Raw genomic sequence first — 14,357 nt, 5'->3', positions numbered from 1 at the left:
TTAAAATTCAGCCAAAGATGTTAAATAAGCTTTGATGTCATCTAACTGAGTTGCTCGAAGGTCTGATTCTTCATCCCAATAGAGTCCTACACAGTTTGCCTGCATATCAATAGCATAAATGCCCTTTAATGCAATGGGAAAATCGTTAAACTTCTCATCACCTTGCACAACTTTGAGTTTCTGATCTTCCACACGTGCACGCATCAATGGCAGTCGGGCATCTGGAATTAAAACACTGTAATAGGCCACCATACTGGCGCGTTTTTCTGTTGCCATGGGCACTTTGGTCCAATCGGGAGCAGCCACTAAACGCGGATGTAAAGCCATCTTGCGCGCCTTTTCACGCATTAGGCCTAATGCTTTCTCCCTTGGGCTGACACGTAGCCCAAAAATTGAGCCGAGTACAAACAGCACAATGAAGACTGTAATCCAAATTCCAGTATTTTCCATAGCACAACCTTTTTATTCCTTTATTAGAGTTGCATAAGCTGAATATAAAACGCAAGTTACAGCGATGAAATTAATTCAGGAACAGCTCATGACTATACAGGACTTCACTACCATTCCAGTAAATATATCCTTTCTCAATCAATTCCTTAAGCAATAACCGCACATCCGATTTCGGGAAAAGCTGCTCCAGCAAATCGCGCAAAGCATAAATGTCTTTGGGTTTATCGGATTTTAATTCGCGTAGTTTTTGCGCCACAATCACCTGTACCGGATCAATTTTGGAAAAGTTTTTAAATAACTCTTTTTGTGCCTGATGCAATGTTTTGGCCTGCACTTCTTCTACTTCTTGTGAAGATTCAGGGGATAACTCCGCAAAAGCAGAGGACATGTTCTGCGATTTTTCTAAAGATGTTTTCTGCTCCAAGTCCAGTTGCATCCATTGCTTAATGACTTTTTTACGGAAACTGATTTGCTGGTCAAAACGTTTCACAATTTTTAGATTAATCAATAAGCCAGTGAGATGCTGAAGCTGATCATTTTCGACTTGCAAAATATTCGCCAGCGAGTTCTTCAATTTCTCCAGCGTATTCGGTTTGCCCTTCATTTTCCCTAAAGCATCACAATACTTTTTGACAAGCAACAAATCCGGTTTTTGCAGAATGGTCTCGACACTGGGAATTTTGTACTTGGTATTTAACGCCGGTTCTTCAGCCTGAACCTGGATCAGACTACAGTTCAGGTTGGAAGACTGTAGCATTTCGAGCAGCATTTCACTGCTTGGCATGGCAGATATGAGTTCAATAGAAGCATCGGCATCTAGCAGCGCAAGCAGTTGCCCAACCACAACCGCATACTCAAACTCTTTGTGCTCGACTTCTGCCGTTTCCAGAATGACCACTTGCCCACTGCTGACCCAACTTGAAAATTCCGTTAAATCTTGCAGAGAATATTCAAATTTTCCCTGGCAATTAAACAGGTAAATTGCTGCATAATGCGGAATGATGTTACGCAACAATTGCGCAGTCGGCATATTATTTTCAAGATCAAGAAGAACGACTTTATGACTCATATCTTCGAATAAACAGTTCGGCTAGGCAGATGCGGTGCATTAGAACGGGAACCATGGCAAAGGTCAAATACTTTATGCTTCTGGTTTTTTACTCAGTGGCATGACTCGACCTAGTGCTTTAATTTTAGAAGGTTATTCAATAGCGAAGGAAAGGATAAGTTAAGTTCTTTTTCAAATAAAAAAGCCCTGATCAACACCAAGGCTTTAATACACGGACGGGTTCAGCTCAATAATGCGGTGGCCGGTTGGACATCGGATCAAAGGCAGCAATGCCTTCCGATAAATCGGCAGATTCCACACGCTGATAAAGCAGCTGCATTTGCTTCTTTAAATCCATAATTTCAATATGTTGACGTGTTACCTGTTCATTCAACTGTTCAACTAAATCATCTAAAAATGTAATTCGGACTTGCAAATCTTCCAAGTGTGCGGAAAATGACGCCTGATCATTAAGATTTTTTTGTTTAGTCATTTTAAGTCCTCATTGGGGATTTCAGGAAACAGTATGGCCTATATTACTTTAAGGGATGTCCAACTTGCGTTTGGCGGACCGTCCCTGCTCGACGGCGCGAACTTTAATCTGGAACGCGGTGAACGAGTCTGTTTGATTGGCCGTAATGGTGAGGGTAAGTCTACCTTACTTAAACTCATCGAAGGAAGTTTGCTGCCAGATCGTGGTGAAGTTTCTATACAAAATGGCATCACCATTTCCATGCTGGCCCAAGATGTTCCGATGGATTCCGGCAAAGTCGCCGACATTGTAGCCGATGGTGCAGGTGAAGCGGCAGCAGTACTGAAAGCTTATCATGAAGCCAGTGATGCCTGCGTACTGGGAGATATGGAAGCCTGCGACCGCATGGGTAACTTACAGCACAAACTCGATCAAGTCGATGGCTGGGCTTTAGAGAACAAAGTAAATTCAATTTTAAGCAAAATGGGTTTAGACCCGGATGCCGATTTAGCCGATTTGTCCGGTGGTCGTAAACGTCGTGTTCTTTTAGCACGTGCCCTACTCACTCAACCCGATGTACTTTTACTCGACGAACCGACAAACCATCTGGACGTTGAAAGTATTGAATGGCTGGAAAAATTCCTGCTCGATCAAAATAATCTAACCCTGTTATTTATTTCGCATGACCGTTCATTTGTCGACAGTATTGCCACCCGTATTGTCGAGTTGGACCGTGGTCAATTGCGCAGTTTTGAAGGCAACTATTCACGTTACCTTGACTTAAAAGCTCAGCAAATGGAAGCAGAAGAAAAGCAAAATGCTTTATTCGACAAACGTTTAGCTGAAGAAGAAGTCTGGATTCGTCAAGGCATTAAAGCACGCCGTACCCGTAACGAAGGCCGTGTCCGTGCCTTAAAAGAATTGCGTGAAGAATCAAAAGCACGTCGCTCACAGCAAGGCAAAGTGAGCATGGCCACTCAGGATGCCAACCGCTCAGGCAAGGTCGTGTTTGAAATTGAGCATTTACGTGTGGCCTTTGGCAATCAGGAACCGATTATCAAAGATTTCTCTGCCTTGGTATTACGTGGCGACCGTATAGGTCTGGTCGGTGATAACGGTGTCGGTAAAACCACGCTGATCAAAGCTATTCTAGGCGAGATTGAACACGGTGGTTCGGTAAAAACAGGCACCCAGCTTGAAATTGCCTATTTTGACCAGCTACGTAATGCACTTGATTTAGAGAAATCGGTTAAAGACAACGTTTCTGAAGGTTCGGACTTTGTCGATGTCAACGGTGGCCGCCGTCATATCTATAGCTATTTACAGGACTTCCTGTTCTCACCTGAACGTGCGCGTACACCGGTTAAAGCGCTTTCTGGTGGTGAACGTAACCGTATTCTGCTCGCCAAACTATTGCTCAAACCATCCAACCTGATTGTGATGGATGAACCGACTAATGACCTGGATATGGTGACGCTTGAACTACTGGAAGAAATGCTCGGCGATTATAAAGGTACCCTGTTACTGATTTCGCATGACCGTGCCTTTATGGACAACGTGGTGACATCCACCTGGGTATTTGACGGTAAAGGCAATATCGATGAATACATCGGCGGTTATCAGGATTACTTGCAACAACGTCCTGATCAGACTGTGGTTGATCAGAAAAGTGATGTCAAAAAAGCCGTGGCCAAAGCAGAAGCCAAAGCGGCTGAACCTGCTCCGGCAAAGAAAGTGAAACTCAGCTATAAAGATCAGCGTGCTTTAGAGCAACTGCCTGCTGAAATGGAAGCGCTGGAAAAAGAGCAAGCTGAAATTAACGCTCAACTTGCCGATGGTTCCCTGTTTGTGAGCGATGCAGACAAAGCCATGAAACTTTCCAACCGCCTGACTGAAATTGATGATCTGTTACTGGAAAAATTAGAGCGTTGGGAAGAATTAGAAAAGCTGGTTAACGGCAACTGATTTTCCTCATGCTTGAAGCACCTGTAATTGGCGTTGCAGGTGCTTTTTTATTTAAAAAATAACTTCATGTTACACTTGCAAAAAACTTTTGTTCAAAATGGTCACTATGAGTAAAAAGCCAGATTACACTCCCGGAGAATTCCAATGGTCTTTCCTGCTACCTCAATATTGGGGCATCTGGATTGGGATTGTCTTGCTGATGATTTTGGCGATCTTACCTTGGGCGATTCAGTACCGTCTGGCCACTTTTATTGGCAATCTGGCCTTCGATAAGCTGAAATCGCGCCGCAAAACCACAGTCCGTAACATGGAAGTCTGTTTTCCTGAATGGTCTGCACAGCAAGTTCAGGAGAATGCACGTCAGGTTTTTATCGACCAGATGATTGGTATTTTTGAAACCTTAAATGCCTGGTATTGCCCTCAGTGGTTTAAAGACCGCGTCACGATTGAAGGTCTGGAACATATTCAAAATGCCCAAGCCGCAGGAAAAGGGGTTTTACTGCTTGGTACGCATTCTACTTTGCTGGATGCCGGTGGCTACTTGTGTGCCCAGTATTTCGAACCGGATGTGGTTTATCGTCCGCAGAACAATCCTTTGCTCGATATGCTGATTTACCGCTGTCGTGCCACTATTTATGCCCACCAGATTGACCATGACGACATGCGCGGCCTGATCCGCAATCTGAAAGAGGGTCATGCCATCTGGTATAGCCCGGATCAGGATTTTGGTTTAAAACAGGGTGTGATGGCACCGTTTTTCGGTACTCCTGCTGCCACGGTAACGGCACATCGCCGTTTACTGAAAATATCCAAAGCCGTACCGATTCCTTTATATTTTTATCGTAGCGGTGATCTAAAAGATCCGCGTTATCATGTACTGATTGAACCTGTGGTGGATAATCTGCCCAGTGAAGATGAAGTAGATGATGCCGCCCGTGTCAACCAGATTATTGAACGTCAGCTGCGTATTGCCCCGACCCAATATATGTGGTTCCATCGTCGCTTTAAAACTCGTCCGGAAGGCTTTGAGAAAATCTATTAATAAGATAATTAAGATAACTAAGAAACCTCGCACAGAATCTACTATCGTGTAAAGGCGACAAGGATGTCGCCCGTTGGACTGCGATATCATGGATGTATCATCAGTCCAACAGATGGTTTTGTTACTTTTGCCGAAACAAAAGTAAAGAATAAACTCCTAATATTGGATAAATGAACGGTAAAACTCCGCTTTGCGACAACCCTAAAGGCAAAAAACCATGAAAGTGATGCAACTTCTTCCTGAACTGAATAGCGGTGGCGTAGAACGCGGTACTTTAGAAATCGCCCGTGCCTTGGTTGCAGAAGGTCATGAATCTTTGGTGGTGTCGAATGGTGGCCGGCTGGTGACCCAGCTTGAAGCGGAAGGTTCAACACATTTGACTCTAGCCATTCATAAAAAAGCCCTGTCGAGCTTATGGCAAATTCGTCCGCTACGTCAGCTGATTGAACAGCACCAACCAGATATCGTGCATGTGCGTTCCCGCGTGCCTGCATGGCTGACCCATTTTGCTTTAAAAGGCATTCCTGCTGCGCGTCGTCCACATTTAATCAGTACCGTGCATGGCTTCTATTCGATTAACCGTTATAGTCAAATTATGACCCAGGCTGAAAAAGTCATTGCCGTATCGGACAGTGTGGTCAAATACATCACCGACAATTATAAAAATTGCCCAGCACAAGATATCGTGCGGATTTACCGTGGTATAGACCCTGTAGCATTTCCGCATGGCTATCAACCGTCTGTACAATGGCTGAATCAAACCTTTAAAGACTTTCCTGAACTGGAAAACAAGTTTTTACTCTGTCTTCCAGGACGGATTACCCGTTTAAAAGGTCATGAAACCCTGATTGGATTGGTCGAAAAATTACAGCAACAATACCCCAACTTGCATGCGGTAGTGGTGGGTGGAGCCGATCCGAAAAAAGCCGCTTATTTGAAAGAAATGCAGGACACCATTCAAGGCAAAGGCTTAACTGACAAAATCACTTTCGTTGGTCATCGCTCAGATATTCGTGAATGGCTGGCATTTAGCGATGTGGTGCTCTCCCTTTCCAATCAGGCAGAAACCTTTGGTCGTACTGCTTTAGAAGCACTATCGGTAGGCACTCCGGTGATTGGCTGGAACCGTGGCGGGGTTGCGGAGATCTTATCGCAGCTGTATCCACAAGGTTTAATTGCCGTGGATGATCACGCTGCACTGTTCAATGCAGTCAAGAATCATCTGGATGAACCGCAACAAGTAAAGCCAGTCACAACGTTTAGCTTGAAAGAGATGTGTGATCAAACGCTTCACTTATATAAGCAAGTTTTGAAATAGACTTCATTGATGAGTCATTTTTCAATGGCGACAAGCTGTTAGTAATACCGAAATTAAAAGCAAATTTTCGTAAACATTGAATAATTGGATATATGATGAGGATGGCAGGCATTGATATTTCGAAAGCCATAACGTATTAAACTCTCCACACCCGAAATCGTGCCATGAGCCAAATGAGCAGCGGCCAGAAAATGGTATTGATGATATCGTGCACACTGGCACCAATGCGCTACAGCCCATAATTGATTAAATCATCACGGGCATCCAACAACTCTGCAGCAATTGCAACAATAAGCACAGCCAAAATCGCCCACTTCGACTTCAACTGACGATGGTAGAAAAACGCCACGATAAAAAATAGCGTCAGCCCTGCATAAATATGTAAAGCATCACGTGATAGTTCAGTAAAATTTACAACATAAATTTTAAGTTCTTGAAATGTTGATAAATACATGGCTGAAATTTTATTTTCAAGAGGTTCTATAAAACCATAGACCCGAGTTCTGCATCCTGCAAAACTCGGGTACATGAGGTTGTGCTTTCAAATGTTATTTTTATTCTGTTATTGCTATCCATTGCTGCATCATATCCATGATGACTTTCTATCAGCCATGTGTTTGATCTTCCATAATGGGATTTTCCTTTCCCGGCTCCTTGGCTGATGAGTACAGATTAAGCTAGTTTATAAAAAAGAAACATTCGCAATTGACCTAAATCAATGTAAGCCATTTCGTACACTTTTCTATTATTTAATCTGCCTGCTTGATTGCATTTTTATAGCTCTGGGCAATTTCATCGGTGACTGGTTTTTCTTCTTTTTCAGCTTTTTCAATACCTTCTTTTATTGTTTCTTGTGCCTGCTGTTCATCAGCATCCGTTTGCTCCAGTTCTTCTTGCACCCGTTCAAAAACACGTCCTGTCTGTAAAACCACATAAACCGGAAAATGGTCTGAACCGACATGAGGCAACCGTTTCATGTGAACCAAAGCAAAATCGGTACTGTGAAAAATATGATCCAGTGACCAACGCAATAAGGGATAATCGGCATGGAAGGTATTGACAAAGTGACGTCCCACCCGTGGATCGAGCAAACCACTCATGCGCTGAAACAGTCGGGTCGTTCGCGACCAAGCCACATCATTCAAGTCTCCCATCACAATACAGCTTTCATCCAGATCCTTGATCTGGTCACCCACAATTAATAGTTCCGCATCCCGTAGCGTCGAATCTTTCGCTTCAGTAGGGCTCGGCGGTTTGGGATGCAGGCAATAAAGCTGGACCGGCTGACCTGAACGCAAAATGACTGTGGTATGAATGGAAGGAATCTCATCACTTAAAATGAACTTGACCTCGGTACTGTTCAGCTCTAAACGGCTATACAGATGCATGCCGTATAAATTATCCAGAGGTACAGGCACCCGATAGGGATAATCTTTTTCAATCGTGGAAAGTGCTTTTTGCCAGACCCGATCTGATTCTAACGTTAACAGCAAATCTGGCTGATGCTTTTGAATCTGCTCAATCAACAACTGGTATTGGGTATTTGACGTTAGTACATTGGAAATGATCAGGGAAATTTGCTTGTCCGGATTCAGCTGATGTTTGCGGACATGCTTAACCTGCTTTTTCCAAAGAAAGGTATAAGGCAGCACCATTTTGAGCTGGTACGCCAGTGCCGCAATCAGACCGATAAAAATAATTTCCCGTGTTAAATTCCAGGGTTGCTCCCAGACCAGCAGCAGAACAAAAGCAATCAGTCCTAAAACCAGAATTTGTAGCCGTGGAAAATCAGCACCTCGAATCCACCACTCATCCCGTGGAATCAGTGACCAGAATGTCAGCCATATCACTAAAACTGCAATTATTTCCACCCAAATCATCAGCTTTACTCTGTTTATCTTGGTAATTCGATCTGCAGTTGAAAAACTTTATCAATTTTGTATGTAACATAAACAAGAGATTTCTCTCAATAATATTGATGTTTTCATTATGTAGTACTTGCAGTCACGTCCCTTTTTGATACACTCGAATCCCTTTTGATTTTTTTTAACGCACCGAGGCGAAGTGGCATGAAAGTAGGTCTGGTCGGTTGGCGCGGGATGGTAGGTTCCGTCCTTATGCAACGTATGGTTGAAGAGAATGATTTTGCTCATTTTGAGCCATTCTATTTTTCTACCAGTAATGCAGGTGGTGAAGCGCCTGCGTTTGGCGGTAAGACTGCCCCAGCACTTATGGATGCGACAGACGTTAACAGTCTGAAGCAAATGGATGTCATTATTACCTGCCAGGGTGGTGATTACACCACTGACGTTTTCCCGAAACTGAAAGCTGAAGGCTGGAATGGTTACTGGATTGATGCAGCTTCTACCTTACGTATGGATGATGAAGCCATCATCGTGCTTGATCCGGTCAACATGAACGTGATTAAAGATGGCCTGGTGAATGGTACTAAAACATTCGTTGGTGGTAACTGTACCGTTTCCTTGATGCTGATGGGCTTAGGTGGTCTGTTCCAAAACAATTTAGTGGAATGGGCAACTTCGATGACTTATCAGGCCGCTTCTGGTGCGGGCGCGCAAAACATGCGTGAACTCATCAACGGTATGGGTTACTTGTATAACAATACTAAAGATTTGTTAGATGACCCTCGCTCTCCAATTTTAGAGATCGATTCTAAAATTGCGGCTTTACAACGCAGCGAAGGTTTCCCATCAGCAAACTTTGGTGTGCCTTTAGCAGGTTCTTTAATTCCGTATATCGACAAACAGCTTGAAAGCGGTCAGTCGAAAGAAGAATGGAAAGGCCAGGTTGAAACCAACAAGATTCTGGGTAACTCGCAGATTGTTCCTATTGATGGTCACTGTGTGCGTATCGGTGCAATGCGCTGCCATTCTCAAGCACTTACATTGAAATTGAAGAAAGATGTACCGCTTGATGAAATCGAAGACATTATCCGTAATGCAAACGATTGGGCAAAAGTCGTTCCCAACACCCGTGAAGCATCGATGACCGATCTGACGCCAGTGGCTGTTACAGGTACCCTGTCTGTTCCAGTGGGTCGTTTGCGTAAACTGAATATGGGTAAAGAATACCTTGGCGCATTCACTGTCGGCGATCAGCTGCTATGGGGTGCTGCAGAACCTTTACGCCGTATGTTACGTATCCTGATTGATTACAAAAATGCTTAAGTGCTAAATGAAAGAAAAGCCGATCACAATTGATCGGCTTTTTTATGTATCCTTTATGTTAAATGTTTTACAATTCTTCAACACCTCGTTAATGTATAACTTTCGCAATACGATAAGAAACCGAGCTAAAGATTAAGATGACCGTATATAACAAATTAAAGATAGCCATTTTAGCCATTATTGCTTCGCAGAATATTCATGCGATTACTATTGATCCTATTCAAGTTCAATCTGCAGCAGGTGAATTATTGTATGCGGAAATGAATTTTCGCAATGCTGATCCTCATGCACAAATCCAGGCCAGCCTGGCTGATGCAGAAGATATCGCAACTTTAGGCGCTGTCTATCATGCTCCCGGACATCTTAATTTCTTTACCCGTCACGATAGCTCGGGCAATGGTGTCATTACCATTACCTCATCACGCCCCTTAACGGATGCTGAATTAAACATTATTGTTAAAATTCAGGAAGGTAATGCGACACGTTTACAGCATATCAAGACCCCTCTGAAGCGCAGCCAGGTAAATACTCAGGCACGGGTCTCAGGCAATGAAAAACCTTTAATGCCTATCACCATTGTGAATGAAAAAGATATTGCCTTACAACTGCCTGAAAGTACGCAATTTCGGATTGAAAAACCACAAACGGCACTACCACAATCATTTGAAGCACCATTAATGGTACATAAAGCGGCACCACCGATTTTAAATAGTACCTCTGCTGCACCCATCATCATTGCAGCAATGGCGACACCATCTGCCCAGCCGGTTCAAACTCCACAAAATGAGCCAGTCAAAACCAAGAATTCCTTTGCGGCACAACGTTTGATAAAAAATGAAGCGAAAATTTCAGCTAATTCAAACAACTCGAATAACAATGTCTCCACAGACCCTTTAGTCAGACAATATGCAGCATCTGCACATCAACATGTGGCTAAAGCAAAAGTAACGGCAGAACCTGTAGCAGCCGCTGCACCAAAAGCTAAATCAGAAACAGCACCTACACCATCACCTCAGCCTGCGGCTACAGCACCAGCCAACCAGCATGTAGTGCAATCGAATGAGTCACTGTGGGCAATTGCCTCACGTGTGGCCACTGAACAAAATTGTCCAATTGGCGAAGTCATGAAACAAATCAAGGCCAATAATGAACATGCATTTATTCAAGGTGATGTGAACCGTTTACGCCGTGGCGCTGCTTTGAATTTAAATACTGTGACCAGCCCTAAAGAAGAGCAAAAAGCAAAAGTTGCCCATTTAGCCCAAGCCCCTTCCAAACCGTCCAATCAGTCGGCTAAAGCCAAATATCGCTTGAATCAGGCAGAAATGAGCTTGGTTGCAGAGAAAGAACAAGATTCAGCCAGCGGTTCTGCCAAAAAGAACACAGAAAAAAGGCAAACTTCAAATGAATTATCATTAAAAGTTATGACATCGCGTGAAAAAACCGTTAAATTACAGAGAAACGTAACACAGTTAGAATTGGCATTGCGTAACAAGGATCACAGAATTCAATTATTAAATACTCGTCTTGCCCAATTGCAGCAACAATTGAAAGCACAACAAGTACAGAAAAAGCCAACGCACTAAGGGTGTTATACAATTTGATTTTTTAGGATGGGTTTCATGGATAAAAACTCAATCCTGCAAGGGGTAACAACATGCTGCTTTATGTGATTCCGTTTATATTGTTATTAGTGATCGCAGTTGTATTAAAAAAGCGCGAGGCAAGTAAACAAACAGAACAAACACCAAAGACGAAAAGTAAAAAAGTCACTTCAACCAAAAAGTCACCGCAAAAAACTCAAATTGTGGAAAGCTCGGTTGTTGCAAAGAAAAAAACCACCCCTTTAGCTGCCGATGTCCGCAGTAAAATTGAAGCCCTGATTCACGAAAAGAACTTTTTCTCGGCCGAAGCACAGATTAATCAGGCTTTAAATAAGGACAATTCACAGCATGAATTGTATTTGTTGTTGCTGGACATTCACATCTTGCAAAAAGATGAATTTGCCATCAGCCAGCTGATTAATCACCTGCGCTCATTAGAACTGGATGATTTTTTAGAACAGGCACTTGCTAAAAAAGCAGCACATGAAAAACAAACACTAGGTTCTAAAGATACCATTGAGTTTAAGCCATCATCAACTGTTGCTAAAGCAGCTGAACCAGCGGTTGCAGAAACAAAAAATACGGCTGCTTTTGATGCTTTAATGAGTGATGCTGCACCCGCTGCAACAAAAAATGATCTTGCCTTTGATCAGTTACAGCAGGAATCGCGTTCGGCTCAGCCGGAAGTCATTAAGGAAATCAAACCTCTTGATTTCAATTCTGCATCTTTAAATACAGCACCAAAAGCAGAAATAGCAGCTACTCCGGTGGAAGAAATCAAACCCCTTGATTTCAGCAGTCTATCTCTGGATTCAGCGGCAGAAGCAGCAACTGCACCAGCTGAAGAAATCAAGCCTTTAGATTTTACTAACTTTAAGCTTGATCCTGTACCTGTGGCAGAAACCAAGCCGGAAGCTGCCCCAGTTCAAGAAATTCAGCCTCTGGATTTCTCATTTAGTTTAGACACTGCAACAACCGGGCAAGTAGAAACAGAGAAAGCTGCTAGCATTGAACCTACTGTAGAAGAAAAACCTGAATTTAATTTTGATTTTTCCGTTGCAGAAACTCCAGTAGCTGAAACAAAAGTTGCAACTGAAGAAATTACGCCAAGCCTGGAACTGGACTTTAATTTAGAGTCAGCAAGCACGGTTGAAGAGCCAGCTGCAGAAGTAGCGCCAGCAAAAGCCGCAGGCCTAAACTTTGATATTAGCAATATCAGCTCATCTGCTGCCAAAGCAGATAAAAATGATCCATTGGTTCAATCCTTCCCCGAACTGATTGAAGTCAATGAAATTAACCTGAATCTAGAACTGGCACAGCAATATATCCAGCTTGGTGCGTTCGAATCGGCACGTGAATTACTGGCAGAGCAAGAAGCTGGCTATACACCTGAACAACGCCAACAGGCAGATCATTTACGCAATCAAATAGCATCTTAAGCAATTTCGATCTACTATAAAGCAGTCATCCTTGGCTGCTTTTTTTATGATGAAAAAAATAGCGTTAATCTATATGGGCGGTACATTTGGCTGTATTGGTGATCCACTCAGCCCTATGCCAGCTGAGCAATTTATTCCGAAACTGCAACATGTTCTCCCTCTCGATCAGCAGATCGAATGTTTTGTTGCACCAGTCATTCAGGACAGCAGTGCCTGCACAGCCACAGACTGGCTGAAACTGGTTCAATCTATTCAACAACTTCAGCTACAGCAGTTTCAGCATTTTGTAATTATTCATGGGACTGATACCTTGAGTTATGCCAGTGCCGTGCTGTCACGCTTTCTGGGTCAATCCTCGCATGTAGTCATGACCGGCAGCCAGTATCCCCTGTTAAATACTGCGGGAGACAATACCCGTGAATTTACCGATGCCATTGATAATTTAAACTTTGCTCTGGACTGTGTAGTTAAATACCCGGTGGGAGTTTATTTAGCCTTTCATCATCATTTAATACATGCACAGACAGCATTAAAAATCCATACAACAGAACTGGATGCCTTTAGCGGTAAAAACGCAGCGGAACCCATTTCCCACAGCTCCATCTATATAGTTCATGACAATGATCTCCACAAGGCATCGAGGTTTAACTTTTTAAGCTTGATGATGCAACCGCTGGATTTAGCTCAGCAAGTTGTCAATCTGCAAACCATTTGCCAAGCACCGCCAAACTGCCTGATTTTGCAAGGTTTCGGCACAGGCAACCTGGCAGTGAATGAACCATTCATTGCTTGCATTCAAAAATTACAACAAGCAGGCTGCGTCGTCATTCTCACCACTCAAGTTCCTTTTGGGAGTATTGATCAGCGTTATGCCATCAGCCAATGGATCCAGCAAACCCATATTCTTCTGAATGACTGTTTGGGACATGCAGATCTTTATGCAAAAGCACTGAAAATGTATTTACAATACGACACTGTAGACCAATGGCAGGCACATTGGCATGATCACGTGTAATTTGAGGTAAATATGCAACGTTTTGCAGTCGGTATTGAGTTTTGTGGCATTCGTTATAGAGGTTGGCAAACTCAACAGCCTGGCGTACCAAGCGTGCAGGAAACCATTGAAAAAGTACTGAGCAAAATTGCCGATGAACCGATCATCTTACATGGTGCGGGTCGTACCGATGCCGGGGTCCATGCCACCAATATGGTCGCGCATTTTGATACTAATGCTATTCGCCCGATTCGTGGCTGGCTGATGGGGGCAAACAGTCAGCTTCCTAAAGATATCGCCTTCCAGTGGATCAAGGAAATGGACAGCGATTTCCATGCTCGTTTTAAAGCTCAGGCACGCCGTTATCGCTATGTCGTCTATAACAATCCGCAGCGCCCTGCACTTCTGCATAAACAGGTCACGCATGCCTACTATCCGCTGGATGTGGAGAAGATGATTGCAGCGGCGAAAAAGTTTGAAGGCACGCATAATTTTGAAAGTTTCCGTGCCGCAGCCTGCCAGTCCAATCAGCCGGTTCGGCATGTCAAACATTGTCGCCTCATTCAACATGGCTGTTATCTGGTGTTAGATATTCAGGCAGATGGCTTCTTGCACCATATGGTACGCAACATTATGGGCTGTTTACTGGAAATCGGTCAGGGCATGTATGAAGTTGACCATATTGACCATATTTTTGCCGCTGAAGATCGTAAAGCAGCAGGAATTACCGCACCACCGGATGGCTTGTATTTTATCCACGCTGATTATCCGGAACAGTTTGATCTGCCGAAAATGCCATTAGGCCCGCATTGGCTGAATATGCCGGAATAAGAAATC

13 protein-coding genes are annotated in these 14,357 nt (G+C 43.4%); 8 read left to right on the top strand and 5 right to left on the bottom strand.

What is annotated here, in order from left to right:
- From JFY49_RS02340 to JFY49_RS02330, 3 genes are all read right to left on the bottom strand, one after another.
- Window positions 1-450 carry an ammonium transporter gene (locus JFY49_RS02340; protein WP_086195324.1) on the bottom strand — a complete coding sequence of 150 codons (450 nt, stop codon included), beginning with the start codon at window positions 448-450 and terminating at the stop codon, window positions 1-3.
- A gap of 70 nt (window positions 451-520) precedes the next feature.
- Window positions 521-1,519: a hypothetical protein gene (locus tag JFY49_RS02335; protein WP_200223576.1), complete on the bottom strand. Its 999-nt coding sequence runs from the start codon at window positions 1,517-1,519 to the stop codon at window positions 521-523.
- 226 nt (window positions 1,520-1,745) lie between these two features.
- Complete coding sequence (locus JFY49_RS02330; RefSeq protein ID WP_086195322.1) at window positions 1,746-1,991, bottom strand: SlyX family protein; 246 nt, start codon at window positions 1,989-1,991, stop codon at window positions 1,746-1,748.
- 33 nt (window positions 1,992-2,024) lie between these two features.
- Between JFY49_RS02330 and JFY49_RS02325 the strand changes: the two genes are divergently transcribed.
- From JFY49_RS02325 to JFY49_RS02315, 3 genes are all read left to right on the top strand, one after another.
- Window positions 2,025-3,935 carry an ATP-binding cassette domain-containing protein gene (locus tag JFY49_RS02325; RefSeq protein WP_200223574.1) on the top strand — a complete coding sequence of 637 codons (1,911 nt, stop codon included), beginning with the start codon at window positions 2,025-2,027 and terminating at the stop codon, window positions 3,933-3,935.
- Between the two features lie 106 nt (window positions 3,936-4,041).
- Entirely contained in the window at window positions 4,042-4,977 is a 936-nt protein-coding gene (locus JFY49_RS02320) for a lauroyl acyltransferase (RefSeq protein WP_200223569.1), read from the top strand.
- Between the two features lie 217 nt (window positions 4,978-5,194).
- A complete protein-coding gene (locus tag JFY49_RS02315; RefSeq protein WP_200223568.1) occupies window positions 5,195-6,295 on the top strand; it encodes a glycosyltransferase family 4 protein in 1,101 nt (366 codons plus the stop codon).
- Between the two features lie 229 nt (window positions 6,296-6,524).
- Here the strand turns inward: JFY49_RS02315 and JFY49_RS02310 are convergent, their stop codons facing one another.
- Both JFY49_RS02310 and JFY49_RS02305 read right to left on the bottom strand, forming a co-directional pair.
- The gene (locus JFY49_RS02310; RefSeq protein ID WP_227609525.1) at window positions 6,525-6,824 is read right to left on the bottom strand and encodes a hypothetical protein; all 300 of its coding nucleotides are present in this window, start codon (window positions 6,822-6,824) and stop codon (window positions 6,525-6,527) included.
- A gap of 220 nt (window positions 6,825-7,044) precedes the next feature.
- Entirely contained in the window at window positions 7,045-8,175 is a 1,131-nt protein-coding gene (locus JFY49_RS02305; RefSeq protein ID WP_200223567.1) for an endonuclease/exonuclease/phosphatase family protein, read from the bottom strand.
- A gap of 189 nt (window positions 8,176-8,364) precedes the next feature.
- Between JFY49_RS02305 and asd the strand changes: the two genes are divergently transcribed.
- The 5 genes from asd (at window position 8,365) to truA (ending at window position 14,351) form a co-directional block, all read left to right on the top strand.
- Window positions 8,365-9,483 (top strand): aspartate-semialdehyde dehydrogenase, encoded by a 1,119-nt coding sequence (gene asd / locus JFY49_RS02300; protein WP_200223563.1) that lies wholly within the window; start codon window positions 8,365-8,367, stop codon window positions 9,481-9,483.
- A gap of 137 nt (window positions 9,484-9,620) precedes the next feature.
- The gene (locus JFY49_RS02295) at window positions 9,621-11,069 is read left to right on the top strand and encodes a FimV family protein (protein WP_200223561.1); all 1,449 of its coding nucleotides are present in this window, start codon (window positions 9,621-9,623) and stop codon (window positions 11,067-11,069) included.
- Between the two features lie 71 nt (window positions 11,070-11,140).
- Window positions 11,141-12,526 (top strand): hypothetical protein, encoded by a 1,386-nt coding sequence (locus tag JFY49_RS02290; protein ID WP_200223559.1) that lies wholly within the window; start codon window positions 11,141-11,143, stop codon window positions 12,524-12,526.
- A gap of 46 nt (window positions 12,527-12,572) precedes the next feature.
- Complete coding sequence (locus tag JFY49_RS02285; RefSeq protein WP_200223557.1) at window positions 12,573-13,541, top strand: asparaginase domain-containing protein; 969 nt, start codon at window positions 12,573-12,575, stop codon at window positions 13,539-13,541.
- A 12-nt stretch (window positions 13,542-13,553) separates the two neighbouring features.
- Complete coding sequence (gene truA / locus JFY49_RS02280) at window positions 13,554-14,351, top strand: tRNA pseudouridine(38-40) synthase TruA (protein WP_086195314.1); 798 nt, start codon at window positions 13,554-13,556, stop codon at window positions 14,349-14,351.
- Window positions 14,352-14,357 lie beyond the last annotated feature (6 nt).

The sequence above is a fragment of the Acinetobacter sp. CS-2 genome, from assembly GCF_016599715.1.
GTDB lineage: Bacteria > Pseudomonadota > Gammaproteobacteria > Pseudomonadales > Moraxellaceae > Acinetobacter.
The sequence above is the reverse complement of the archived record's forward strand: the minus strand, read 5'-3'. Positions and strand labels throughout refer to the sequence as shown.

Coding starts and splice junctions, on each gene's coding strand:
- JFY49_RS02340 (WP_086195324.1), bottom strand. CDS start 450: ATGGAAAATACTGGAATTTGGATTACAGTCTTCATTGTGCTGTTTGTA.
- JFY49_RS02335 (WP_200223576.1), bottom strand. CDS start 1,519: ATGAGTCATAAAGTCGTTCTTCTTGATCTTGAAAATAATATGCCGACT.
- JFY49_RS02315 (WP_200223568.1), top strand. CDS start 5,195: ATGAAAGTGATGCAACTTCTTCCTGAACTGAATAGCGGTGGCGTAGAA.
- JFY49_RS02305 (WP_200223567.1), bottom strand. CDS start 8,175: ATGATTTGGGTGGAAATAATTGCAGTTTTAGTGATATGGCTGACATTC.
- JFY49_RS02330 (WP_086195322.1), bottom strand. CDS start 1,991: ATGACTAAACAAAAAAATCTTAATGATCAGGCGTCATTTTCCGCACAC.
- JFY49_RS02290 (WP_200223559.1), top strand. CDS start 11,141: ATGCTGCTTTATGTGATTCCGTTTATATTGTTATTAGTGATCGCAGTT.
- JFY49_RS02325 (WP_200223574.1), top strand. CDS start 2,025: ATGGCCTATATTACTTTAAGGGATGTCCAACTTGCGTTTGGCGGACCG.
- JFY49_RS02285 (WP_200223557.1), top strand. CDS start 12,573: ATGATGAAAAAAATAGCGTTAATCTATATGGGCGGTACATTTGGCTGT.
- truA (WP_086195314.1), top strand. CDS start 13,554: ATGCAACGTTTTGCAGTCGGTATTGAGTTTTGTGGCATTCGTTATAGA.
- JFY49_RS02310 (WP_227609525.1), bottom strand. CDS start 6,824: ATGTACCCGAGTTTTGCAGGATGCAGAACTCGGGTCTATGGTTTTATA.
- JFY49_RS02295 (WP_200223561.1), top strand. CDS start 9,621: ATGACCGTATATAACAAATTAAAGATAGCCATTTTAGCCATTATTGCT.
- asd (WP_200223563.1), top strand. CDS start 8,365: ATGAAAGTAGGTCTGGTCGGTTGGCGCGGGATGGTAGGTTCCGTCCTT.
- JFY49_RS02320 (WP_200223569.1), top strand. CDS start 4,042: ATGAGTAAAAAGCCAGATTACACTCCCGGAGAATTCCAATGGTCTTTC.